General features: G+C 62.5%; 25 protein-coding genes, 6 tRNA genes and 1 pseudogene. 21 read left to right on the forward strand and 11 right to left on the reverse strand.

Annotated elements, in window-relative coordinates:
- Positions 1–111 precede the first annotated feature (111 nt).
- Entirely contained in the window at positions 112–609 is a 498-nt protein-coding gene (locus AC3WQS_RS19545; protein ID WP_070385159.1) for an alpha-isopropylmalate synthase regulatory domain-containing protein, read from the forward strand.
- Positions 610–755: 146 nt separating this feature from the next.
- Here AC3WQS_RS19545 and AC3WQS_RS19550 read toward each other — a convergent pair.
- The 5 genes from AC3WQS_RS19550 to AC3WQS_RS19570 form a co-directional block, all read right to left on the reverse strand.
- Positions 756–830: transfer RNA gene (locus AC3WQS_RS19550), tRNA-Val, on the reverse strand.
- Between the two features lie 16 nt (positions 831–846).
- Positions 847–922, reverse strand: a tRNA-Gly gene (locus AC3WQS_RS19555).
- Positions 923–1,014: 92 nt separating this feature from the next.
- Positions 1,015–1,089, reverse strand: a tRNA-Val gene (locus AC3WQS_RS19560).
- A 1-nt stretch (position 1,090) separates the two neighbouring features.
- Positions 1,091–1,161 (reverse strand) — tRNA-Cys (locus tag AC3WQS_RS19565).
- A gap of 25 nt (positions 1,162–1,186) precedes the next feature.
- Positions 1,187–1,259 (reverse strand) — tRNA-Gly (locus tag AC3WQS_RS19570).
- 293 nt (positions 1,260–1,552) lie between these two features.
- Here AC3WQS_RS19570 and AC3WQS_RS19575 point away from each other — a divergent pair.
- From AC3WQS_RS19575 to pdxS, 9 genes are all read left to right on the forward strand, one after another.
- Positions 1,553–1,624: transfer RNA gene (locus AC3WQS_RS19575), tRNA-Val, on the forward strand.
- Between the two features lie 203 nt (positions 1,625–1,827).
- A complete protein-coding gene (locus AC3WQS_RS19580; RefSeq protein WP_029255280.1) occupies positions 1,828–2,280 on the forward strand; it encodes a TIGR02611 family protein in 453 nt (150 codons plus the stop codon).
- A gap of 133 nt (positions 2,281–2,413) precedes the next feature.
- Positions 2,414–4,471: a threonine--tRNA ligase gene (thrS, locus tag AC3WQS_RS19585; protein WP_492712321.1), complete on the forward strand. Its 2,058-nt coding sequence runs from the start codon at positions 2,414–2,416 to the stop codon at positions 4,469–4,471.
- Positions 4,468–5,022 carry an ATP adenylyltransferase gene (locus AC3WQS_RS19590; RefSeq protein ID WP_019748284.1) on the forward strand — a complete coding sequence of 185 codons (555 nt, stop codon included), beginning with the start codon at positions 4,468–4,470 and terminating at the stop codon, positions 5,020–5,022. The genes thrS and AC3WQS_RS19590 overlap by 4 nt, the downstream gene beginning before the upstream one ends.
- 81 nt (positions 5,023–5,103) lie before the next feature.
- On the forward strand, positions 5,104–5,799 hold the full coding sequence (pgsA, locus tag AC3WQS_RS19595) for a phosphatidylinositol phosphate synthase (protein WP_042951804.1): 696 nt from the start codon (positions 5,104–5,106) through the stop codon (positions 5,797–5,799).
- Positions 5,796–6,698, forward strand: coding sequence for a phosphatidylinositol mannoside acyltransferase (locus tag AC3WQS_RS19600; RefSeq protein ID WP_042919909.1), 903 nt, complete (start codon positions 5,796–5,798; stop codon positions 6,696–6,698). The genes pgsA and AC3WQS_RS19600 overlap by 4 nt, the downstream gene beginning before the upstream one ends.
- Positions 6,695–7,822 (forward strand): glycosyltransferase family 4 protein, encoded by a 1,128-nt coding sequence (locus AC3WQS_RS19605; RefSeq protein ID WP_003943332.1) that lies wholly within the window; start codon positions 6,695–6,697, stop codon positions 7,820–7,822. The genes AC3WQS_RS19600 and AC3WQS_RS19605 overlap by 4 nt, the downstream gene beginning before the upstream one ends.
- The gene (locus tag AC3WQS_RS19610; RefSeq protein ID WP_021344149.1) at positions 7,819–8,841 is read left to right on the forward strand and encodes an NUDIX hydrolase; all 1,023 of its coding nucleotides are present in this window, start codon (positions 7,819–7,821) and stop codon (positions 8,839–8,841) included. Before AC3WQS_RS19605 ends, AC3WQS_RS19610 begins: the two co-directional genes overlap by 4 nt.
- A 170-nt stretch (positions 8,842–9,011) precedes the next feature.
- Positions 9,012–9,920 carry a pyridoxal 5'-phosphate synthase lyase subunit PdxS gene (pdxS, locus tag AC3WQS_RS19615; RefSeq protein ID WP_003943338.1) on the forward strand — a complete coding sequence of 303 codons (909 nt, stop codon included), beginning with the start codon at positions 9,012–9,014 and terminating at the stop codon, positions 9,918–9,920.
- Positions 9,921–10,018: 98 nt separating this feature from the next.
- Here pdxS and AC3WQS_RS19620 read toward each other — a convergent pair whose 3' ends face one another.
- Complete coding sequence (locus AC3WQS_RS19620) at positions 10,019–10,495, reverse strand: RidA family protein (RefSeq protein ID WP_020907630.1); 477 nt, start codon at positions 10,493–10,495, stop codon at positions 10,019–10,021.
- A gap of 161 nt (positions 10,496–10,656) precedes the next feature.
- Here AC3WQS_RS19620 and AC3WQS_RS19625 point away from each other — a divergent pair, with 161 nt between their 5' ends.
- The 3 genes from AC3WQS_RS19625 (at position 10,657) to AC3WQS_RS19635 (ending at position 13,652) form a co-directional block, all read left to right on the forward strand.
- The gene (locus tag AC3WQS_RS19625) at positions 10,657–11,079 is read left to right on the forward strand and encodes an NUDIX domain-containing protein (protein WP_021332940.1); all 423 of its coding nucleotides are present in this window, start codon (positions 10,657–10,659) and stop codon (positions 11,077–11,079) included.
- 128 nt (positions 11,080–11,207) lie between these two features.
- Positions 11,208–12,716 carry an HNH endonuclease signature motif containing protein gene (locus tag AC3WQS_RS19630; protein ID WP_492712325.1) on the forward strand — a complete coding sequence of 503 codons (1,509 nt, stop codon included), beginning with the start codon at positions 11,208–11,210 and terminating at the stop codon, positions 12,714–12,716.
- 114 nt (positions 12,717–12,830) lie between these two features.
- On the forward strand, positions 12,831–13,652 hold the full coding sequence (locus AC3WQS_RS19635; RefSeq protein ID WP_092765557.1) for an acyl-CoA thioesterase: 822 nt from the start codon (positions 12,831–12,833) through the stop codon (positions 13,650–13,652).
- A gap of 50 nt (positions 13,653–13,702) precedes the next feature.
- Here the strand turns inward: AC3WQS_RS19635 and AC3WQS_RS19640 are convergent, their stop codons facing one another.
- On the reverse strand, positions 13,703–14,368 hold the full coding sequence (locus tag AC3WQS_RS19640; protein ID WP_258955631.1) for a nucleoside/nucleotide kinase family protein: 666 nt from the start codon (positions 14,366–14,368) through the stop codon (positions 13,703–13,705).
- 35 nt (positions 14,369–14,403) lie between these two features.
- On the opposite strand from AC3WQS_RS19640, the gene tesB reads away from it, so the two are divergent.
- Complete coding sequence (tesB, locus tag AC3WQS_RS19645; protein ID WP_019748293.1) at positions 14,404–15,255, forward strand: acyl-CoA thioesterase II; 852 nt, start codon at positions 14,404–14,406, stop codon at positions 15,253–15,255.
- Positions 15,255–15,860, forward strand: a complete 606-nt coding sequence (gene pdxT / locus AC3WQS_RS19650; RefSeq protein WP_003943308.1) for a pyridoxal 5'-phosphate synthase glutaminase subunit PdxT — start codon at positions 15,255–15,257, stop codon at positions 15,858–15,860. The genes tesB and pdxT overlap by 1 nt, the downstream gene beginning before the upstream one ends.
- A gap of 25 nt (positions 15,861–15,885) precedes the next feature.
- Here pdxT and AC3WQS_RS19655 read toward each other — a convergent pair.
- Both AC3WQS_RS19655 and AC3WQS_RS19660 read right to left on the reverse strand, forming a co-directional pair.
- Positions 15,886–16,562: pseudogene (locus tag AC3WQS_RS19655) on the reverse strand (response regulator).
- Positions 16,517–17,731, reverse strand: coding sequence for a sensor histidine kinase (locus AC3WQS_RS19660; RefSeq protein WP_322742009.1), 1,215 nt, complete (start codon positions 17,729–17,731; stop codon positions 16,517–16,519). The pseudogene AC3WQS_RS19655 and the gene AC3WQS_RS19660 overlap by 46 nt, the downstream one beginning before the upstream one ends.
- A gap of 111 nt (positions 17,732–17,842) precedes the next feature.
- Here AC3WQS_RS19660 and AC3WQS_RS19665 point away from each other — a divergent pair, with 111 nt between their 5' ends.
- A complete protein-coding gene (locus AC3WQS_RS19665) occupies positions 17,843–18,043 on the forward strand; it encodes a hypothetical protein (RefSeq protein ID WP_003943331.1) in 201 nt (66 codons plus the stop codon).
- Position 18,044: 1 nt separating this feature from the next.
- Positions 18,045–18,746 (forward strand): GAP family protein, encoded by a 702-nt coding sequence (locus AC3WQS_RS19670; RefSeq protein ID WP_492712328.1) that lies wholly within the window; start codon positions 18,045–18,047, stop codon positions 18,744–18,746.
- 30 nt (positions 18,747–18,776) lie between these two features.
- Here AC3WQS_RS19670 and AC3WQS_RS19675 read toward each other — a convergent pair whose 3' ends face one another.
- Both AC3WQS_RS19675 and AC3WQS_RS19680 read right to left on the reverse strand, forming a co-directional pair.
- Positions 18,777–19,697 carry a hypothetical protein gene (locus tag AC3WQS_RS19675; RefSeq protein ID WP_070386645.1) on the reverse strand — a complete coding sequence of 307 codons (921 nt, stop codon included), beginning with the start codon at positions 19,695–19,697 and terminating at the stop codon, positions 18,777–18,779.
- Complete coding sequence (locus tag AC3WQS_RS19680) at positions 19,694–20,050, reverse strand: GntR family transcriptional regulator (protein WP_492712330.1); 357 nt, start codon at positions 20,048–20,050, stop codon at positions 19,694–19,696. Before AC3WQS_RS19680 ends, AC3WQS_RS19675 begins: the two co-directional genes overlap by 4 nt.
- A 145-nt stretch (positions 20,051–20,195) precedes the next feature.
- Here AC3WQS_RS19680 and AC3WQS_RS19685 point away from each other — a divergent pair, with 145 nt between their 5' ends.
- From AC3WQS_RS19685 to ruvB, 4 genes are all read left to right on the forward strand, one after another.
- A complete protein-coding gene (locus AC3WQS_RS19685) occupies positions 20,196–20,948 on the forward strand; it encodes a YebC/PmpR family DNA-binding transcriptional regulator (RefSeq protein ID WP_007732951.1) in 753 nt (250 codons plus the stop codon).
- Between the two features lie 125 nt (positions 20,949–21,073).
- Positions 21,074–21,643, forward strand: coding sequence for a crossover junction endodeoxyribonuclease RuvC (gene ruvC, locus AC3WQS_RS19690; protein WP_020907638.1), 570 nt, complete (start codon positions 21,074–21,076; stop codon positions 21,641–21,643).
- Entirely contained in the window at positions 21,640–22,239 is a 600-nt protein-coding gene (gene ruvA / locus AC3WQS_RS19695) for a Holliday junction branch migration protein RuvA (protein WP_007732953.1), read from the forward strand. Before ruvC ends, ruvA begins: the two co-directional genes overlap by 4 nt.
- On the forward strand, positions 22,236–23,333 hold the full coding sequence (gene ruvB, locus AC3WQS_RS19700; protein ID WP_019748300.1) for a Holliday junction branch migration DNA helicase RuvB: 1,098 nt from the start codon (positions 22,236–22,238) through the stop codon (positions 23,331–23,333). Before ruvA ends, ruvB begins: the two co-directional genes overlap by 4 nt.
- Positions 23,334–23,416: the final 83 nt, after the last annotated feature.

Consider the following 23,416-nt stretch of genomic DNA (forward strand, 5'->3'; position numbering starts at 1 on the left):
GCGAATTCTCGTAGTAAGCCGCCGTAGCGGGGTCTGAATCGGACCGACCCCTCGCTGCGGGTCGTCTTGCTACCAGTTGGTCCTCCACTTCATTCCAGGAAGACCACGATCATGACTTACAACTTCGCCTTCGCTTCTGATTCTGCCTTTGCTTCTGATTCTTCTTCTACCGCTGCTGATCCTTTCGCGACGCGTCACGGAAAATCCCTGCCAGCCGGCCTGCGCGCCGAATGCTCAGCGATGTCTTGGACCGAGTTCGAGTCCACGTATGCGGCTATGAGCGGCCCGATCCGTTTGGGCGCGTGGTCCTCCGAGAAGATTGCGCCGGGTCGTTGGACTTTCGAAGCGACTCTCGGTCTGGGGGAGCGCATCCAGAAGGCTTCCGCCACCTCGACTGGCGCGATCTCGGCCATGACGTCGATGCTGCACGACGCGGGAATCTCGCTCGAGATCCTGTCTTTCCATCAGCACCAGATCGGCCACCGCACGGCGACGTTCATCTTTACCGAGTGCGACGGCCGTCGGAGCTGGGCGATGGGGATTGCGGAGTCGTCGACTGAGTCCTCGCTGCGCGCGATGACTTCGGCAGCGAACCGCTTCTCTCACTGATCAGTTACAACAATCTGATCAGCTACATCAACCGCAGTACTGACGTGGATTCCCGAGAGGGCTTGCGTCTGTACTGCGGTTGATGTGTTCGGCGCTCGAACGCAAAAAGCCGGAACCCTGAGGTTCCGGCTTCTTGCAATTTCAAATGGTGCGCGATACTGGGATTGAACCAGTGACCTCTTCCGTGTCAGGGAAGCGCTCTCCCGCTGAGCTAATCGCGCGGGTTCTGGAGAAAAGTGGAGCGGACGACGGGATTCGAACCCGCGACCCCAACCTTGGCAAGGTTGTGCGCTACCAGCTGCGCCACGTCCGCATGAGCAATGAACTCCGTTACCGGAACTCAGTACTTTTCTAACTTATCAGACCTGCAAGCAGGTCTTGACCATCAGGCCCGAGGGCCTGACGTGGTGCGCGATACTGGGATTGAACCAGTGACCTCTTCCGTGTCAGGGAAGCGCTCTCCCGCTGAGCTAATCGCGCGAGGTGGAGACGGGAATCGAACCCGTGTGCACGGCTTTGCAGGCCGTTGCCTCACCACTCGGCCACTCCACCGTAAAAGGTTGAGTCACACCTCTCGAGCGGACGACGGGATTCGAACCCGCGACCCCAACCTTGGCAAGGTTGTGCGCTACCAGCTGCGCCACGTCCGCATCGCACCGTGTTGCTTGGGGAGCTGCTCGCTCTCCTCGGTGCGTTGGAAACATTAGCCGACCGTGTCGGATACACACAAATCACCAGCTCAGTGGCGTGTTCGGAGTCGAATTGGCCCGTCGCGCGCGTTGCAACTGTCCGTCTTGGCGATGAATACGGTCTGAAATCAGCTCGAATTCGTAGATTTCGGGGTCGCCTGGAGCAAAACGAATGCCAACCTGGTGATTCGTATTCATCGCGCAGCCGTGTTAATGTTCCAACTCGTTCGAGCGCATGCGTTCGGATGACTTACGGTCCCGTGGCTCAGTGGGAGAGCGTCCGCTTCACACGCGGAAGGTCGCTGGTTCGATCCCAGCCGGGACCACAGAAAAGCACTGAAGGCGTTCCCGATCATCGGGGACGCCTTCAGTCGTTTGAGAGCACAGCTGTTTGAGAGCACAGTCGTTTGAGAGCACAGCTGTTCGAGGGCACGGTTGTTTCGGCATGCAGACCGTCGTCGCAGGTCGCCGGCCGATGATTTCGGTAGCCTGGTCGAAGAGACATTTCGCGACCGAAAAGGTGACCGACTTGAGTACCGAAAAGGTCGATTCTCCCGTCGACGATTCAGACCTGTCCGTCTTCCAAGACGCAGAGTCCCGCTGGGAGCGGTGGCGCGCTGGAATCGCCGCGCGGCCCACCCTCAATCTTGCGTACCGCATCGGTGTGGGAGTCGTGGGCACGATCGTGTTCGCAGCAGGCATCGTGGCTATTCCGTACCCCGGGCCCGGTTGGCTCATCGTCTTCGCCGGCCTCGGCATACTGGCGTCGGAGTTCGCGTGGGCACATCGACTCCTTCATTTCGCGAAGGCTCGATACGACAGGTTCATGGAATGGTTCGGCAAGCAGTCGCTGTTCGTCAAGGGGTTGGGCGTTCTGTTCACCACAGTGATCGTCCTGGCGACTTTGTGGGTGCTCGGCACCTTCGGCCTGATCGGGACATGGGTGGGCCTGGACTACTCGTGGCTCGAGTCGCCACTGTGAGCTGAACGCGGCCCGGTTTCCTTCACTCGGTTGTCTCACCATGTCGGTAGGGCCGATAACATGATCGTGCGCGTGCTCGCAGTGGGTACGACGCCTGTCTAACTTGTCGCAATACCTTTAGGAGCACATCGCCGTGACCAGTCCCGCGCCAGAGCACTCAGCCGCCCCACTTCGGGTGCCCGCGGGGACGACCGCCGGGACTGCAGTGCGCGAAGCCGGATACCCCACGAAGGGGCCCGACGTGATCGTCGTTGTCCGCGATGGCGAGGGAACGCTCAAGGATCTGTCGTGGACACCTGAGGTCGATGTCGATGTCGAGCCGGTGGCAGCATCCACCGACGACGGCCGCAGCGTCATCCGGCACTCCGCGGCCCACGTCCTCGCGCAGGCGGTTCAGAAAGAATTCCCCGACGCGAAGCTCGGCATCGGTCCGCCGATCAAGGACGGCTTCTACTACGACTTCGCAGTGGATCGTCCGTTCACTCCGGAGGATCTGGCCAAGCTCGAAAAGCGTATGAAGCAGATCATCAAGGGATCGCAGCGTTTCTCGCGTCGAGTGGTCGATTCGATCGAGGACGCTCGGGTCGAGTTGGCCGACGAGCCCTTCAAGCTCGAACTGATCGATGACAAGTCCGGTATCGACGATCCCGAGATCATGGAGGTGGGTGGCAACGAGCTGACCATCTACGACAATCTCGATCCTCGTACCGGCAACAAGATCTGGTCCGATCTGTGCCGCGGCCCGCATATTCCGACCACCAAGCACATCCCGGCCTTCAAGTTGACCCGAAGCTCCGCCGCCTACTGGCGTGGCAACCAGGACAACGCCGATCTGCAGCGTGTCTACGGCACCGCGTGGGAGTCCACCGAGGCTCAGGACGAGTACCTGGAACTGCTTGCCGAGGCCGAGCGTCGTGATCACCGCAAGCTCGGTACGGAACTGGACCTCTTCAGCTTCCCCGACGAGCTCGGTTCGGGTCTGCCAGTGTTCCATCCCAAGGGCGGCATCATCCGCACGGAGATGGAGAATTACTCGCGCAGCCGCCACATCGAGGCGGGCTACGAGTTCGTCAACACTCCGCACATCACCAAGGGACATCTGTACGAGGTTTCCGGTCACCTCGACTGGTACCGCGACGGAATGTTCCCGGCGATGCACGTCGACGAGGAACTGAACGAGGACGGCACCGTGCGCAAGCCGGGCCAGGACTACTACCTCAAGCCGATGAACTGCCCGATGCACAACCTGATCTTCCGTGCTCGCGGACGCTCGTACCGTGAATTGCCGTTGCGGCTCTTCGAATTCGGCTCGGTGTACCGCTACGAGAAGTCCGGCGTCATCCACGGACTGACCCGTGTGCGCGGCATGACCCAGGACGACGCTCACATCTACTGCACCCGTGAGCAGATGCGCGACGAGCTGACCACCACCCTGCAGTTCGTTCTGAACCTGCTCAAGGACTACGGCCTCGACGACTTCTACCTCGAACTGTCCACCAAGAACCCGGACAAGTTTGTCGGTAGCGACGACGTCTGGGAAGAGGCGACCGCAACGCTCGCCGAGGTCGGTGAAGCTTCCGGCCTGACGCTGGTGCCGGATCCGGGCGGAGCCGCCTTCTACGGTCCCAAGATTTCCGTTCAGGTCAAGGACGCCCTCGGCCGCACCTGGCAGATGTCGACCATCCAGCTCGACTTCAACCTGCCCGAGCGGTTCGAGCTCGAATACACCGGCAACGACGGCGTCAAGACTCGTCCGGTCATGATCCACCGCGCGCTGTTCGGCTCGATCGAGCGGTTCTTCGGTGTCCTGACCGAGCACTACGCGGGCGCGTTCCCGGCGTGGCTGGCGCCGGTGCAGGTCGTCGGAATCCCGGTGGCCGAGGCCTTCGCCGATCACCTGTTCGACGTCACGAAGAAGCTCAAGGCAGCCGGTGTTCGCGCCGAGGTCGATTTCAGTGATGACCGGATGCAGAAGAAGATCCGTAACCACACCACGCAAAAGGTCCCGTTCATGCTCCTCGCGGGCGAGCGTGACGTGGAAGCCGGCGCGGTCAGCTTCCGTTTCCGTGACGGCACCCAGATCAACGGAATTCCCGTCGACGACGCCGTCCGGATCATCACCGAGTGGATCGGCCGCCGCGAGAATGCCTCGCCGACAGCCGAACTGGTGCAGCCAAGCGTGGCGCAGTGAGCGCCCCCGGTGACGATGGTCCGGGTTCGCTGATCGACCACGGCGTCGGCGATCCTGATCATTTGCAGCGTATTTGGTCGCCACATCGGATGTCGTACATCACCGAGGCGCCCAACACCCCGGGTACGACGGGTGAACCGTTCATCGACATTCCGAAAATGTCGGACGAGGAAGGGTTGATCGTCGCCCGCGGTGAACACGTCTACGCGGTCTTGAACCTGTACCCGTACAACCCGGGTCACCTGATGGTGGTGCCGTACCGCAAGGTCGCGGCCCTCGAAGACCTCACGCCGGAGGAGAGCGCCGAGTTGATGGCGTTCACCCAGCGTGCGTTGCGGGTGATCAAGAGCGTGTCGAATCCGCACGGATTCAACGTCGGTCTGAATCTCGGTGCTGCCGCGGGCGGTTCGCTGTCCGAGCACCTTCACCAACACGTAGTGCCACGTTGGGGCGGCGACGCCAACTTCATCACCGTGCTCGGTGGGGTCAAGGTGATGCCGCAATTGCTGCGGGAGACCAGGGGACTACTCGCCGGTGCCTGGCAACAATAGGTTGATGCATCCGGCTTCATGGCAGGATGCATTGCTGCAACGAGTTCCGAACCGGAACTCACGACGGGGAGGGTTCCTGCGGTGTTGAGCTTCTTCGGGCGCGCATCGGTGTCCAAGGTGACGGCACCTATGGGGAAGGCGCTGGTCAAGACCGGTCTGACGCCGGACTCGGTGACGGTGATCGGCACGGTGGCAAGCGTCGCCGGTGCGGTGACGCTGTTTCCGTCCGGACATCTGTTCTGGGGAACCTTGTTCATCTGGTTCTTCGTCATGTTCGACATGCTCGACGGCGCAATGGCTCGTGCTCGCGGCGGCGGAACGCGGTACGGGGCGGTACTGGACGCGACCTGCGACCGCGTGGCCGACGGCGCGATTTTTGCCGGCCTGGCCTGGTGGGCGGTCTACCACGAGAACAGCAAGTGGCTGCTCGTCGCGACGCTCATCTGCCTCGTCACCTCGCAGGTCATCTCGTACGCGAAGGCGCGCGCGGAGGCGAGCGGGCTGACTGCGGACGGCGGGTGGATCGAGCGCCCGGACCGACTGATCATCGTGTTGGTCGGATCTGGCCTGACAGGTATGGGTCTACCGTGGGCGATTCACATCGCGATGTGGGTACTTGCCGCCGGAAGTATCGTGACGGTCTTCCAACGAGTGCTCGCGGTGCGCAATTCGCCTGGCGCCCGGGAACTTCTGCCGATCGCCCCGGCGGCATCGACGGTCGAAGGCGCGCCGAACACCGACGGCGAGCCTAAAACGGACGGCGAGGCAGAGAAATGAGCTTTGCCGAGCGTGCAACCGATCTGGGATACGCCGCGGGTTGGCGTCTGGTACGAAGCCTGCCGGAATCGGTGGCGGTCAAGCTGTTCGACGCCGGAGCAGATTTCGCGGTACGCAAGGGCGGACCCGAACAACTCAGGAAGAACCTCGCGAGAGTTCTGGGCACGACGCCGGAGGAAGTTCCGGATCAGTTGATCAAGGATTCTATGCGCTCGTACGCCCGGTACTGGCGTGAGGCATTCCGTCTACCGTCGATGGACCTGGTCGCGACAGGTAAGGCGTTGCATGCGCTGGTCGAGGGCCAGGAACATCTGGAAAAAGCAATGGCAGCAGGTCATGGCGCGGTATTGGCGCTGCCCCACAGCGGTAATTGGGACATGGCCGGCGTGTGGTGTGTTCAGCAATGGGGTGGGTTGACCTCCGTTGCCGAGCGACTCAAGCCCGAATCCCTGTACGAACGGTTTGTCGAATACCGCGAGAGTCTCGGTTTCGAGATCTTTCCGCTCAGCGGCGGGGAGCATCCTCCATTCGTCGAACTGTCCAAGCATCTGCGCGAGAACAAGATCGTGTGCCTGCTGGGGGAGCGCGATCTGGCGAAGAAGGGTGTGCCCGTCACCTTCTTCGGAGAACCCACTCGCATGCCCGCCGGCCCGGCGAAGCTCGCGATCGATACCGGCGCGCCGCTACTTCCGGTCCACTGCTGGTTCACTCCCGACGGTTGGGGTTTCAAGATCGACCCGCCGATCGACGTATCCGGCGGAGTCGGCCCGGCCACGCAGGCACTTGCCGACCGTTTCGCGGTCAACATCGCAGCGCACCCCGCTGACTGGCACATGCTTCAGCCGCTGTGGCGCTCCGACCTCTCCGAATCGCGGCTCGCCCGCATGGAGGGTGAATGAAGATCGGCATGATCTGCCCGTACTCCTTCGACGTCCCCGGTGGCGTGCAGGCGCACGTGGTGGATCTGGCCGAGGTGCTGATCGAACGTGGTCACAAAGTGAGTGTGCTTGCGCCGTCGTCCGATGACGACGAGTTGCCGGATTTTGTGGTTTCCGCAGGTAAAGCCGTCGCGATTCCCTACAACGGTTCTGTTGCGCGGTTGTCTTTCGGCCCGACGGCGAACAACCGCCTCCGCAAGTTCATCGCGGAAGGTGACTTCGACGTTCTACATATCCACGAACCCAATGCGCCGAGTCTGTCCATGCTCGCGTTGCGTATCGCGGAAGGCCCGATCGTCGCCACCTTCCACACGTCGACCACGAAGTCGTTGGTGCTGAGCACTTTTCAGGGTGTCTTGGCTCCGTATCTCGAGAAGATCAGTGGCCGGATCGCAGTCTCGGAGTTGGCGCGTCGGTGGCAGGTCGAGTCCCTCGGATCCGACGCGGTCGAAATTCCCAACGGCGTCGATGTCGCAGCGTTTGCCGAGGCCGATCTGTTGCCCGGCTACCCGCGCGAAGGTGGAACCATTCTGTTCCTCGGTCGCTACGACGAACCGCGCAAGGGGATGGCCGTCCTCCTCGGCGCACTGCCGGAGTTGGTCGAGCGTCACCCGGATCTCGAAGTGATCGTGGTCGGACGCGGCGACGAGGAGAAACTCCGCAAAGAGGCGGGCAAGTACTTCAAGCATCTCCGCCTGCTCGGGCAGGTCAGCGATGAGGAGAAAGCGTCGGCGCTTCGCAGTGCGGACGTCTACTGTGCGCCCAATCTCGGCGGTGAGAGCTTCGGGATCGTGCTGGTCGAGGCCATGGCGGCTGGCACTGCCGTCGTGGCCAGTGAGTTGGACGCTTTCCGCCGTGTTCTTCGCGACGGTCAGGCCGGCTTGCTGGTCCCCATCGGGAACTCCGATGCCTTGGCCGAGGCAATCGATTCCGTTCTCGGTGACCCGGATCGACGACGCGCGCTGGTCAACACCGCGACAAGTGTTGTTGCCGAATACGACTGGCCGGTGGTGGCCGAACAGATCCTGCGTGTCTACGAGACCGTCACGGTTGGCGGCACCGGCGTACGCGTGGTGGGTTCATGACCTTCTCCGCTCTGACAATCTTCATTCTCGGGCTCGTCGCTGCCGTCGTCCTGGTCGTCGGACTGTGGGCGTACGGGACGGCGAACCGACTCGATCGACTGCATGTGCGTTCGGATCAGTCGTGGTTGGCGCTCGATGCGGCTCTGTCCCGTCGTGCCGCGGTTGTCCGCGCGGCGGCTGTGGACATGAGCGCCGACGACGCCCGCAGATTCGTCACCTTGGCGGACGCCGCCGAACGTGCGGATCGTCAGGATCGCGAGCTTGCCGAGAACCGGCTGTCCAATGCTCTCGCTGCCTACGGCACGACGTCGCTGCGACCTCAACTGGTGGCCGAGTTGGCCGATGCCGAGGCGAGGGTCCTGATCGCTCGGCGGTTCCACAACGACGCGGTGCGCGACACTCTCGCGTTGCGTACGCGTCGACTTGTTCGCTGGCTGCACCTCGGGGGAACGGCACCGCTACCTCAGTACTTCGAGATATCGGAGCGCACGACCGCGGCGGCGGTGCCCGAGGGAATCACCGTGGATACGTCACGGACCTCTGCCCGCGTGGTGATGCTGGACGAGGAAGATCGGGTGCTGCTGTTGCGCGGGCACGATCCCAAGATCCCGAACACTTACTTCTGGTTCACCGTCGGCGGCGGGCTCGAACGCGGCGAACATCTGCGAGCGGCCGCAGTTCGTGAGATCGAGGAGGAGACCGGATTCGTCGTGGCGCCGGAGAATCTGCGAGGTCCGCTTTGGCGTCGGGTGGCGATCTTCCCGTTCGACGGTGAGCTGATCCGTTCGGAAGAGCTGTTCTTCGCTACGCGCACTCACGGCTTCGAGCCGGTCTTCCAAGGCCACACGGAATTGGAACAGCGTGCCATCACAGGCCATCGCTGGTGCAGCGCCGACGATATCCGCCGACTGGCTAAGTCCGGTGAGCCCGTCTACCCGTTGGATCTGGCAAACCTCCTGGTGGAGGCCGCGACGATTGCGGACGGTTCCGAGGATCCGGAAGTGCGTTCCATCCGCTGATCGTCCGGTCGTTCAGTGCTCGCGGCCGTTTAAGGCCAGCAATGGCAAATTGGATACGGAATCGAAGGCCGGTTAGTCCTAGAGTTCTGGCCAGAGGCCTCCGAGCGAATGAACTCGTGTGTTCGCCGTGCCTCGTTTCTTTTGTCACGCCACTACTGCAGGAGTTTGCTGTGAGCACCCCCGACTCTGCCCCCACCACCGCCATCGGCACCGCCCGCGTCAAGCGCGGCATGGCTGAAATGCTCAAGGGCGGTGTGATCATGGACGTGGTCACCGCTGAGCAGGCCAAGATCGCCGAAGACGCCGGCGCCGTCGCCGTCATGGCACTCGAGCGGGTCCCCGCAGACATTCGCGCACAGGGCGGCGTCTCGCGCATGAGTGACCCGGACATGATCGACAGCATCATCTCCACCGTCAGCATCCCCGTCATGGCGAAGGCACGCATCGGTCACTTCGTCGAAGCGCAGATCCTGCAGAGCCTCGGCGTCGACTACATCGACGAGTCCGAGGTCCTGACCCCGGCCGACTACGCCAACCACATCGACAAGTGGAAGTTCACCGCTCCCTTCGTCTGTGGCGCCACCAACCTCGGTGAAGCGCTCCGTCGCATCAACGAAGGCGCGGCCATGATCCGCTCGAAGGGTGAAGCCGGCACCGGAGACGTCTCCAACGCCACCACTCACATGCGTACCATCCGCGGCGAGATCCGCCGGTTGACCTCGCTGAGCGAGGACGAACTGTACGTAGCCGCCAAGGAACTGCAGGCCCCCTACGAACTGGTCGTCGAGGTCGCCAAGGCAGGCAAGCTGCCTGTCACCATGTTCACCGCCGGCGGCATCGCCACCCCCGCAGACGCTGCGATGATGATGCAGCTCGGCGCCGAGGGCGTGTTCGTCGGATCGGGCATCTTCAAGTCCGGCAACCCGAAGCAGCGCGCCGAGGCCATCGTCAAGGCCACCACGTTCTACGACGACCCGGACGTGCTCGCCAAGGTCTCGCGCGGACTCGGCGAGGCAATGGTCGGCATCAACGTCGACGACCTGCCCGTTGGACACCGCCTCGCAGAGCGCGGTTGGTGACAGCAGGTTCGACGACCGGGCTCAGTGCCTGAAAGTCTTCACACAAGAAGGGCGGCGGTTGCATTGGCAACCGCCGCCCTTCGGGGTGTGGCGGACCGTCAGATGCTGTCCGATACCTCGAACACGAACTCGACCTCGACGGCACTGTTTCGGGGGAGTTCGGCCACGCCGATCGCAGAGCGGGCGTGCTGTCCAGCGGTACCGAAGATCTCGGCCAGCAGGTCGGACGCACCGTTGATCACCTGGGGTTGCTGCGAGAATCCGGATCCCGAAGCAACAAATCCAACGACCTTGACGACCCGAACGATGCGGTCGAGACCGACCAAGGCATCAACGGCCGCGAGTCCGTTGAGAGTGCACAACCGCGCCGCCTGGGCGGCGTCTTCGACGGAGACGCCCTCGCCCAACTTGCCGATGCACGTCGTAGTGCCGTCGACGAGCGGCAATTGCCCCGACGTGTAGACGTATGACCCCGTCTGAACGGCGGGAAGGTATGAGCCTGCGGGGGTGGCAACAGGCGGGAGGGTCAGGTCGAGTGCGGCGAGTCGTGCGGTCCAGGTATTTGCGTCGTTCATCGGTTCCTCAATGGGTTCTTTTGTCCGGGAATGGTGTTCGAGTCTGTCATCGGGAGTCTCGGCAAGTCCAAGTCGTATTTGCGCCCACCCCATCACTTTTGGTGATATTCGCCGTCGTCGGATTCAAATGGTGTTCGAGTTGGCCACCTAAACTGTGTCGTATGTCGTCAATTCGTAACATCTCACTGGGGATACCTGTCCGTTCCGGTCATGTACTCATGCTCGACGGCACGGACTCTGTCACGGGGGAGAACTTTCATCGATTGATCGGTGGCGGTATCGAGTTCGGTGAGACGGCCGAGGCAGCGCTGCGACGCGAGTTCGCGGAGGAACTCGGTGTCAGGTTGGGAAGCGTCGAGTTGCTCGAGGTCGTCGAGAACATCTTCGAGTTCGAGGGGCGACCTGGGCATGAGATTGTCCATGTCTTTGCAGTCGACTCAGCTGACATCGATGCGTTTCCGCTCGACGTGCAACTCCGAGTCCTCGACGAAGGTAGTCCAGTCCACTGGGTATTGAGTGGTGGGTCCGACCGCCCTATCTACCCGGCCGAAGCTGCCCGCATTATCAACGCCCTGGTTCAGTAGGGGAATCCGTTGCCGGAACACGAGTGGCCGCAAAGGTTGCTCCGCAACAATTTTCGGTCAATCGGGATTGTTCGGACTGATTCCTGGAAATCATGGCTATCGAACGTATATTCGAATAATGTTGAGGAATGTTCGATGACGGAGTAGGAAGTTCGGGTACCGCAGCGCAGCTGCCTGGTGCCGAATCCGACTGCGCCCTCATCGATCTCATCGCCGATCTGCATGCGCGCGAATCGATGCTCGCGGAACGGAAACTGGCTGCCATTGCCGAGTTTTTCGAGCGTCGCAGCGCTGACCACACCGATAATGGTGCTTGGTCGTCTACCGCTCACGAACTGGCTGAGGCCGAGCTCGGCGCGGCATTGACCATGGGCCGTGCCGCAGCGGGAAAGTTGATCGGTCTCGGCTTTTCTCTCAAGTCTCGGCTCCATCGCACGCGTGCCGCCATGGCGCGCGGAGAACTGGATCTGTATCGAGTCGGATTGATCGACTCCGCTACGGCCAACGTCGCTGACGATTTGATCGACGAGGTGGAACGGCAACTCCTCGAAAAGATCTCGGCGCCACCGATGCCTGGCGGTACCGGCTTGACCGGTCGCCGATTGACAGCGGCTATCGACCGGATCGTCGCCGTGGTGGATCCCGAGGGGATACGCGAACGTCGACGCCGCGCCCTGGCTGATCGGTTCGTGGGTGTGAGCGCTGCCGAGGACGGAATGGCGCGGATATTGGGGAGTATTCCGGCGGAGGAAGCACGGGCTTTCGACCGTCGGTTGCGGGAGTTGGCAATGTCGGTGTGTCGACACGATTCCCGTAAGTACGAGCAACGACGAGCTGACGCATTGGGAGCGTTGGTATCCGGGTCGACGATTCTGCCGTGCGATTGCGGCCGGGACGATTGCCCACAAGATCGAAGCGGGATTGTCGTGGTGCGTCGGCCGTTGGTTCACGTGGTCATGCTGGAATCAACGCTTCAGGGCGGTGACGCACCAGGTGCAGACGAACCCGCTCACCTTGACGGTTATGGAGTGATCAGTGCAGAGCATGCGCGTGACATCGCCGCGGGTGCGCTGATTCGGAAGGTGAAAGTACCAGTCGATGCCGCGCTCGAGTCTTCCGGTGAGTGCGAGCCAGTACCTCCGCCCGTTGTTCCTTCGGCGTCGGTCTACCGCCCAGGCACTGTCCTCGACACCTGGGTGCGGGTGATCGCAGGAAGCTGCCAGTGGTTGCACTGCGATGTCGCTGCATGGAATTCAGATCTTGATCACACTGAGCCCTTTGATCATCGCAATCCCGCTCGTGGTGGAAAGACCGTGGCGTCGAATCTGAGTGCGTATTGTCGAAACCATCACCGCCTCAAGCATTCCGGTCAGTGGCTGCACATCTCGAACCCGGACCGGAGTGTCATGCTGACCTCGCCGACCGGACATTGTTACCGAACCAGGCCGTCAGGTCTGCTGGCGGGAATGCTCGAGCCTGTACTGCCCGAGGGTGGTCGGCGTCGGCGCACACGTCTGGAGAACAAGGCCTCTCGTGTGCGGGGTGAGCGCCGGCGTCAGCGGATACGGATGCACCGGCGGATGAAGAAGGCCCCGAGGAGGACCTTCGACGGCGGAGACGATCCACCGCCATTCTGAGTCGATGCGCCCCGTCGCTCGGTGTTTTCGGATGCCCACTTTGGTGGCCGGGGGTGCGTCAGGCATTGTGTGAAGGTCGGTAGACGTCGGTACACGGGAAGATGTGGAGCATCGATGGCGAGGATCGAAGAAATTCTGGAGTTGGAACGCCTCGAGCGTGACATCTTTCGAGGAATCATCGCGGAGACCACCCTGACCCGCACTTTCGGCGGCCAGGTCGCCGGTCAGGCATTGGTGTCGGCGGTACGCACGGTCGATCCGGCCTATTCAGTTCATTCGTTGCACGGATATTTCCTGCGTCCGGGCAATCCGATGGAGCCGACCGTTTTTCTGGTTGATCGTGTTCGGGACGGTCGATCGTTCGCGACCCGCTTGGTCACCGGAATTCAAGACGGGCAAGCCATTTTCACGATGTCGGCGTCCTTCCACGTCCAAGACGAAGGCATCGAGCACCAGGACGAGATGCCACCGGTCCCTGACCCCGAGACCTTGGCCATCGCCCAGGATTCGGAAGACCCCGAGACTGCGTGGTTGGCTCGCGAGTGGGCCGATTGGGACCTCCGGATGGTGCCGAAGGCCGACATCAACAAACGTCCAGGCGCTGCCGCACAGCAGCAAGTATGGTTCCGTTCCCGCGAGGCTCTCCCGGACGACCCGGTATTTCACGTGTGCACGCTTGCGTACATGAGCGACATGACGCTGCTCGGATCTTCCCGAGGCCCTCACATGGACGTCGCCATGCAAAGCGCCTCGCTCGATCACGCCATGTGGTTCCTGCGGCCGTTCCGGGCCGACGAGTGGCTGTTGTACGACCAGACGTCGCCGTCAGCGGGCTTCGGTCGCGCATTGACGCAGGGACGAATCTTCGACAGCCGAGGAAATATGGTTGCTGCAGTCGTCCAAGAAGGCCTGACCAGGCTGTATCGCCCGAAGTGAGGTAGGCCGAAGTGAGGTCGCCTGAAGTGAGATCAATCGCAGTGAGACCTTCACGGGCGAGACCGCACCGCAGGCCGGGCCGGATGGTCGTACCTGACCTCGAAATCGACCTCCTCGGACATCTCTGAGCGGTGTTCGAGGAGTGCGTCGACGGTCCACAGATCCGCCTCCGGTGTGTGCCGCCGCATGGCAGGTTCGCTCATGTCCAGGCGGACGCTGACGTCGAACTCCAGCCCACGCCCGAGCAACATCGGACCGGCGATCACGATGACCGCGCGCTCATGGACGGGGACGCGGGTCGAGCGAGCCGATCGATCGGTGGGTTCGTCCCAGAGTTTCGGCAAGAACGCTCGTTTGGTGCGGGCAGCGGTGATCACTTCACGATCGAGTGCCGGATAGTCGAACCAGATGGTGCGGTAACTCAGCGCATCCTCGTGACCGAACTCGTATCGCAGCGAAGCCGGCCGCACGTAGTCGTGCAGTGACACAACAGCACTCGGCCTGCTGTGCGACTCGACGGCGGCCCGGACCAGTTCCGCGAGCCGAGACGGCTGCGCACAATCAGGTCCGTCGATCGCTACTACCGCGACCGACGGAAATGATCCGCTCAGCGTTGCGATCTGCTCGGCCAGGGCGAGGGGAGTGGACGGGATGAATGTGCTCACGCCCACCATGGTGCCGTGCCCGCTCGCCGAGGCGATATTGTGAACCGTCATCGCGCCCACTGCGGCGGTCTATTTCCGGAGGACTCATGGTTGGTATCGAGGAGATCCTCGCGCTCGAACACCTGGAGAAGGACATCTTCCGTGGTGCGGTCCATCCCACCGCACTTCAGCGGACGTTCGGCGGGCAGGTTGCCGGGCAGTCGTTGGTTTCTGCGGTGAGTACCGTCGACGAGAGCTACCACGTGCACTCGTTGCACGGATACTTCCTGCGCCCGGGCAACCCGAAGATTCCGACGGTCTACCTGGTGGACCGCATCCGCGACGGGCGCTCGTTCTGCACCCGCCGGGTGAACGCAGTCCAGGACGGCAAGACGATCTTCACGATGTCGGCCTCGTTCCACGTCGAGGACGAAGGTATCGAGCATCAGGATCGGATGCCTTCCGTTCCGGCGCCGGAGGACTTGCAGGACGCGCAGACCGTCCCCAAGTTGGCGGAATCCCAGTTCTACCAAGAGTGGAAGAACTGGGACATCAGAATTGTGCCGGCCGAGCAGAGTGCGTCAGCGCCGGATCTCGCCGCACAACAGCGCGTGTGGATGCGCTACCGCGAGCCTCTGCCGGATCGTCCGCTGCTGCACATCTGCACGCTTGCGTACCTCAGTGACATGACCCTGCTCGGAACTTCGAAAGTCCCGCACCGCGGCGTGAAGACGCAGACTGCTTCACTCGATCACGCGATGTGGTTCCTGCGTCCGTTCCGGGCCGACGAGTGGTTGCTCTACGACCAGACATCGCCGTCGGCAGGTTTCGGTCGCGCGCTCACTCAGGGGCGTATCTACGATCGCGATGGCAACATGGTGGCAGCGGTGGTTCAGGAGGGTTTGACGCGTCTGGAACGCGAACCCGACAGCCGTGAGAACAAGACAGGAACTGTGTGATGACGCGTCCGTTGATCGGTGTACTCGCCCTCCAGGGTGATGTTCGCGAGCACCTTGCTGCACTTGATGATTCGGGTGCGGATGCCGTGGGTGTCCGACGGCCGGAGGAGCTGGACAAGGTAGACGGAATCGTGATTCCGGGTGGCGAATCCACCACCATGAGCCGGCTTCTGCAGGTGTTCGAACTGTTGGATCCGCTGCGTGAGCGTCTTCGCGGCGGTCTGCCGGCCTACGGTTCGTGTGCCGGCATGATTCTGCTGGCGAGCGAGGTACTCGACACCCGACCGGACGCCGAGCATCTCGGCGCCATCGACATGACGGTGCGCCGCAACGCTTTCGGTAGACAGGTCGATTCTTTCGAGTCAGACCTGGAGTTCGAGGGCATCATCGGAGATCCCATCCGCGCCGTCTTCATCCGCGCGCCGTGGGTGGAGCGAGTTGGACCGGGCGTTGAGGTCCTTGCACAGGTTCCCGCCGCCGCGGGGGAGGCCGCGGGCCGGATCGTTGCGGTTCGGCAGGGCTCGGTGATCGCCACTTCTTTCCATCCCGAGGTAACCGGTGACCGTCGAGTACACGAGATGTTCGTCGATCTGGTTCGCGGATAACTCGAGTAGCCAGCCTCGGCCGAACCTACAGCTCCAGTTCGCGGGCAAGGATCGCCGCCTGGACGCGCGAGGTGAGGTGCAACTTCGCCAGAACTCGCGACACATGCGACTTCACCGTCGGAGCACCGACACCGAGTTCACGCGACAGTTCGGCATTGGACATACCCGTCCCCAACAGCGCGAGCACCTCACGTTCACGGTCGGTGAGCTCGCTCAATCCCAGCGGTTCGGTGGGTTGGGTGCACGCTGAACGAACTCGCCGATCAGTGCACGCGCCGCACGAGGAGCGAGCACTGCATCTCCGGCCGCGACATTGCGGATAGCGCTGGTCAGTTCGTCCGCGGTCGCCGTCTTGAGCAGGAATCCCGACGCGCCAGCGCGCAAGGCCGCGAAGACGTATTCGTCGAGGTCGAAGGTGGTCAACACCAGAACCCGGCTGCGGGTCGTCCCGATGATCTGACGCGTCGCCTCGATGCCGTCGGTGCCTGGCATCCGGACGTCCATGAGTACGACGTCGGGTTGATGCGTGCGGGTGACGGTGATCGCCGACGCTCCGTCACCGGCTTCTGCAACGACATCGATGTCGTCGCGCTGCCGCAGGATCATCGCCAGGCCGGAGCGGATCGCGGCGTGGTCGTCGACCAGGGCGACGGTGATCACCGATCCGTTCCGTTCGGTGCGGGGACCGGTAGCTGCGCGCATACCGTCCATTCTCCGTCGACCGGAAGTGCGTCGAGTGAACCGCCCAGCAGCTCGGCGCGGTGACGCATGTTTGCAAGTCCACGCGTTCCAGCCCGCGGATGGGATGTGTCGCGACCGACGGGGTTTCGGATCTCGATCTGTAATGCATTGTGCTGGAGAGAGATCGACATCGAGATCGGCGCACCAGGTGCATGCTTGAGCGCATTGGTCAACGCTTCCTGGGTGATCCGATACGCCGTGTGATCGACCACGCTCGGCAGGTCGGCAGCATCGATGTCGATCGCAACGTGAACGGTGCCACCGGCTGCCCGAACTGCGTCCAGGACGACGGGCAACTCGGTCAGCCGCGGGGGAGAGGAACGCGGGTCCGGGGTCTCGTCGTCCCCGGCGTGGAGCAGTTCGATCATCGACCGCATCTCGGAAAGGCCCGCGAGACTGCTCGATCTGATCGCCCCGATCATCTCCCGCAAGCCGTCGTCTGGTTCGCCCCGTTCACCGGAGAGAGCTGTGGTGGACAGTGCCGCCTCCGAATGGATTGCGATGGCGGAGAGGTGGCTTGCGATGACGTCGTGCAGATCGCGCGCCATGGTTGCTCGTTCGTGAGCGACTGCGGCCTCGCGGTCTAGAGCGGCGAGTGCTTCGTGGACTCTGGAACGCTCGCGTTCGGCCTCGGTCAGTTCGACTTGTCGACGGATGACCAGTGCCCACCACACCGGTGTACCGAAGAACAGTGCCGTCACGACGCCTGCCCCTGCCGCAGCGCGGACGTCCTGGGTGGACAGGTAGACGAGTGCGGTGAGCGCGGCAACCGTCACCGCGGTCAGAGAACACACCACTCGGCCCAGCCGCGCCGTCCCGTACAGAACTGCGGCGTAGGTGAGATCCGAGAGGACCAGCCACATCGGCAGAGTGGGTCCCAGAGCGGCGTCGACCGCGACGATGACGGCCCCCGCCGCCAAGGCCGTTGCCGGACGCACCCGCCGGAACGAGTCGATCGCACACAGCAGAGCCAGCATCCCGATCCGAACCCCGGCGGGAACGTCGGCGACCCCTCCGACATCGGTCCACATTTGGTACAGGCCGACCAGGTAGAGGAGTACCCCGATCGCGAACAGGCCGAAGGCGATGAGCGGATCGTTCCACTTGCCGACACTCCGACTTCTGGTCACCACAGACTTATCAGAGCACATCGGGGCGCCTGACTTGTCATACCAAATGATGAGGTCGGCGTTGTTCCGATGGCTGATGTGCGGATTCGATAGAGAAGACAGGCTCGACGTATGAAAATTCGCTTCGAGTTGATGATCGGCATTCTCTTGGTCGTCGGTGGCGGCTGTCTGTGGCTGTTCGCGCGTGACGCCGAGTTCTTCTGGTTTCGCGGCGGACCACTCGGCGTGATCCTCGCGATCATCGGTGCTTTCGACATCGTGAATGCAGTCCGAACGAGGGAGACAGCGATACCCGAGCGCCGAAACGACTGACGTGGAACTCGTCCTGCTCACCACGCTGGGCGGGCTCGCCCTGCTGGACAGTACGAGCATCGGAACATTGGTCGTCCCGGTCTGGATGTTGTTGATGCCGGGACGACCGCAGGTTCGCAGGCTGCTGACGTATCTGGTGGTCATCACGACGTTCTATTTTGTTGTCGGGGTGGCAGTCTGGACGACGGCACGGGCAGGTATGCCTGTCGTCGCCCCGCTGCTCGAAACCCCCGCCGCCCGCGGTGCGCAGTTGATACTGGGTATCGCGTTGTTCGCGTGGAGTTTTCGATTCGATTCCGAGAAGAGGCGCACATCCGGTCAGGCCGATCGAACTCATGTTTGGCGAGAGCGGGTGCTCGGCTCGGGCAGTTCCGCGAGAAGTGTTGTACTTATGGCAATTGCTGCCGGGACCGCCGAGTTGGTGACGATGCTGCCCTACTTGGCGGCGATCGCGATGATCACCGCTGCTGGGCTGTCCGCAGTCACGTCTGCGTCGATACTTGCCGGATACTGCCTGATCATGGCCACTCCGGCAGTGCTTCTGTTGTGCGGGCGGATCGTGGCCGGCGACCGACTGGACAAGCCGCTGAGCGGGGTGGACTCGTTCATCTCACGCCACGGCGACAGCGCGATGGGTTGGGTGTTCGGCATTGCCGGCTTCTACCTCGCCGGCAATGCCGCTGCCGTGTTGTTCGTGAATTGACGTTGTTCGTAAATTGACGTTGTTCGTGAATCAACCAGCCTGAACCAACGAATTGATCAGCTTCACACCGTCTTCCGGCTGATCGACGGTCACGGCGAACAGTCGTCCGTTCTCGAGAGTGACCACGATGGCCTCACCCGAGCGGAGAGTGACGGCTGTTCCGCGCGGTGTCATTCGGTAACCCCATCCACCCCATTCGGCCGGACGTATCGCGTCGACTGATGCGGACTTCACCTTCGAGATGGGGATCTTCTTCCATCGAACGCCCCAGGAACTGATGCCGACACCGTGACGGTCGACGCGCACGGTGACCGACGCGAATGCTGTGACGGCGAGGGTGGACACACCCAGGATCACGGCAACCCACCAATCCGAGTATGCGGCAGTCGCGATCACGAGCACTACGAGGCCGGCGGTAACGATCCACGGCCAGACGCTGCGGACCTGCCCGACCCACACTGCACGTTCGGAGGCCGTCAGCGGAGTGTCGAGCGTCGGGGTCGGCAGTGGCGACTCCGGGCCGCTTCGTTGCTGGTCAGGCAGCGCGTATGCCAGAACTCCTACGAGTACCGCCGCGATCGGCGCAAGAATCCACCAGCCGATACGCGCGTCTTCCGGCGACCCGGCGTCGATCGTCAAGGCGACGCTCAGAATCCAGATCGTCGCCAGTGTCGCACTCGAGATCGAGGTTACGGCGAGAAACAAGGGCGCGTTGTCGCTCGAACGGGCCGCGACGGCACAGGCGCAAACGACAGCCACCAGTGAAATCACCAGCGCGATGGCGAAAAACGTCGTCGTGGTGCTGAACCCGTCCGGGGTCGATCCGGACCAATGGCTCGCGACGGTCTCGGGTAGGCGGTCACCCCACGCGAAGCGTGCGAACACCAGAATCAGGGTCGGGATCAGAGTCAGCGAAGCTGCTGTCCAGAGTCGGATCTTGCTGGTCGTCATTGTGTGCTGGTCTCCTTGATGAGGTCGAGCATGTGCGCAGTGTCGAGTCCGAGATTTCGGGCCTGCCGTACGAACTCGCGCGCAGATTCGTTGAGAGCTGTTCTTCCCGAGTCGAATTCGGCGCGAATGACGGCGCCACGTCCGCGTCGGAGGTCGATCAGGCCTTCGTCGCGGAGTGTTGCGTACGCACGAAGAACCGTGTGGAGATTGACGTCGATCGACTCGGCGAGAGCGCGAGCGGACGGCAGGCGGTCACCTGGTCCGATCTCACCGCGGATGACCGAGCCACGAACCCCGGCTGCAATCTGCTCCGCGAGCGGAGTTGCGGAGGCGTGATCTATTCGAACCAACATGTTTGCATTCTATGCAAATAATGCGCGGTTTGACTAATTCGTGTCGGGGGATGCAGCGAGTTGTGACGTGGGACGGGTAACATCGGCAGAGCTGAAAGACGCGCATTCGGCGTGCGCAACGCAGCAGGAAAGGGGCTTGAATCGCATGAGCGGCCACTCAAAATGGGCCACCACCAAGCACAAGAAGGCTGTGATCGACGCACGTCGTGGCAAATCCTTCGCGAAGCTGATCAAGAACATCGAGGTGGCGGCACGAACCGGCGGTGGCGATCCCACGGGCAACCCCACCTTGTACGACGCCATCCAGAAGGCGAAGAAGACGTCTGTTCCCAATGACAACATCGAGCGTGCGCGCAAGCGCGGCGCCGGTGAAGAAGCGGGCGGCGCAGACTGGCAGACCATCATGTACGAGGGCTACGGACCCAACGGCGTCGCCGTTCTGATCGAGTGCCTCACCGACAACCGCAACCGCGCAGCCGGTGAAGTTCGCACCGCGATGACCCGTAACGGTGGCAACCTCGCTGACCCGGGTTCCGTCTCCTACCTGTTTGCTCGCAAGGGTGTCGTCACGCTCGAGAAGAACGGCCAGTCGGAGGACGACGTCCTGATGGCTGTGCTCGACGCCGGTGCCGAGGAAGTCACCGATCTCGGTGAAACCTTCGAAATCGTCAGTGAGCCACAGGATCTGGTTGCCGTACGTTCGGCACTTCAGGAAGCCGGCATCGACTACGACTCCGCTGAAGCCGATTTCCGCGCTTCCGTCGAGGTTCCCTTGGATGTCGACGGCGCACGCAAGATCTTCAAGCTCGTCGACGCGCTCGAAGACTCTGACGACGTGCAGAACGTCTACACCAACATCGATCTGTCCGACGAGGTTCTCGCGGCTCTCGAAGACTGATTGCTTTTCAACTCAACCCGGCCCTGACGTCCGCGTCTCGGCCGGGTTGCGTGTTGATGCGGGGTAGTAGGCCCGCGCACCGCTAAGCTATCGAACAGCTGTTCGGTATGGAGAGGTGTGGCAAAGTGCGCGTGCTCGGAGTGGACCCAGGCTTGACTCGCTGCGGGTTGGGCGTGGTCGACGGGAGCAACGGCAGGAAAGTGCGCCCCATTGCCGTCGACGTGGTGCGGACCCCGCCCGAGATGGACCTCGGGTCTCGGCTACTGCGGATCTCCGATGCGGCGGAGCTGTGGATCGAGCAGTACAAGCCGGAGGTCGTCGCGATCGAGCGTGTATTCGCGCAGCACAACGTCAGTACGGCGATGGGGACGGCGCAAGCAGGCGGAGTTGTCGCGCTCGCTGCCGCCAGACGCGGTATCCCGGTGTGTTTCCACACGCCCAGCGAGGTGAAGGCCGCCGTTACCGGCAGCGGTAACGCCGACAAGGCGCAGGTCACCGCGATGGTGACGCGAATCCTGAACTTGAAGACGGCGCCGAAACCGGCTGACGCCGCTGACGCTCTGGCGCTCGCGATCTGTCACTGCTGGCGAGCACCGATGATCGAGCGAATGGCCCGCGCCGAGGCGATGGCCGCTGAACAAATGCGTAAGTATCAGGCAAAATTGGCCGAGATGAAGAAGGCAGGTTCACGATGATCGCGTCGGTACGCGGCGAGGTACTCGATATTGCGCTCGACCACGCGGTCATCGAAGCGTCAGGTGTCGGCTATCGGGTCAATGCCACCCCGGTGACTCTCGGTGCACTGCATCGGGGAAGCGAAGCGCGACTGTTCACGACGATGATCGTTCGCGAAGACTCGATGACGCTCTACGGTTTTTCCGATACCGAGTCGAAGGACCTGTTCAGCCTCCTGCAGACGGTTTCCGGAGTCGGACCGCGCCTGGCGATGGCAACTCTTGCAGTTCTCGAACCGGACGCATTGCGGCGGGCGCTCTCGGAAGGCAACCTGACGGCGTTGACGAGGGTCCCCGGTATCGGAAAACGCGGCGCTGAGCGCATGGTTGTCGAATTGCGCGACAAAGTCGACGCGGTCGCGACGACGGCCGGCGCGGCTTCCGGTGTCGTCGTCGGCAGTTCGATCCGTGATCAGATCGTCGAGGCTCTCGAAGGTCTGGGCTTCCCGATCAAGCAGGCCGAGCAAGCCACGGATTCGGTCCTGGCGGAATCGCCCGAGGCCACTACGTCGGTAGCACTGCGTTCTGCTCTGTCGCTGCTCGGTAAGACTCGATGAACTTCGACCCGATCGACGATTTCGACGACGAGTCGCAGGTCTCTGCCGAATTGGTGGCGGGAGACGGCGATGTCGAAGCGAGTTTGCGCCCCAAGAGTCTCGACGACTTCATCGGGCAACCCCGTGTTCGCGAACAACTGCAGCTCGTGCTCACCGGAGCAAAACTTCGCGGCAGCACACCTGATCACATCCTGATGTCCGGTCCCCCCGGACTCGGCAAGACGTCGATGGCGATGATCATCGCGGGGGAGTTGGGCTCTTCTCTGCGGTTGACGTCCGGACCGGCGCTCGAACGCGCCGGAGACCTGGCCGCGATGCTGAGCAATCTCGTCGAGGGTGACGTGTTGTTCATCGACGAGATTCACCGAATCGCTCGTCCGGCCGAGGAGATGTTGTACCTGGCGATGGAAGACTTCCGTGTCGACGTCGTCGTCGGTAAGGGGCCGGGTGCCACGTCGATTCCTCTGGAGGTTGCACCGTTCACGCTGGTCGGTGCGACTACGCGGTCAGGTGCGCTGACCGGTCCGTTGCGCGACCGCTTCGGGTTCACCGCTCACATGGATTTCTACGAACCCGAAGAGCTGCAACAGATTCTGATGCGTTCGGCCGGAATTTTGGGAGTCAATCTCGAAGTTGACGCCGGGGCCGAAATCGCACGACGCTCGCGGGGGACACCGCGTATCGCGAACCGATTGCTGCGCCGGGTTCGCGACTTCGCCGAGGTGCGCGCCGACGGAATCGTCACCATGGACGTCGCTCAGGCGGCCTTGGCTGTCTACGACGTGGACCAGTTGGGCTTGGACCGTCTCGACCGATCCGTACTGAGTGCATTGGTGCGGTCGTTCGGCGGCGGGCCCGTCGGCGTGTCGACGCTTGCGGTGGCCGTCGGCGAGGAACCGTCGACGGTGGAAGAAGTGTGCGAGCCGTTCCTGGTTCGGGCCGGGATGATCGCCCGGACGCCGCGAGGACGCGTGGCTACCGCCGCTGCCTGGACTCAACTCGGAATGACACCGCCGCCGGATGCCGCAGCGGGCGGTATCGAGGTTCGTGTCAACGAACCGCAGGCCACGTTGTTCGATCCGAACGGAGAGTGAATTTCGACTGGAAAGGCCTACTTGAACGGCCGATCTGTCAGGAATCCTCAGCAACTAATGGCACACTGGTGTATTGCGTAGGT

This window comes from Rhodococcus sp. FW305-130 (genome assembly GCF_058788335.1).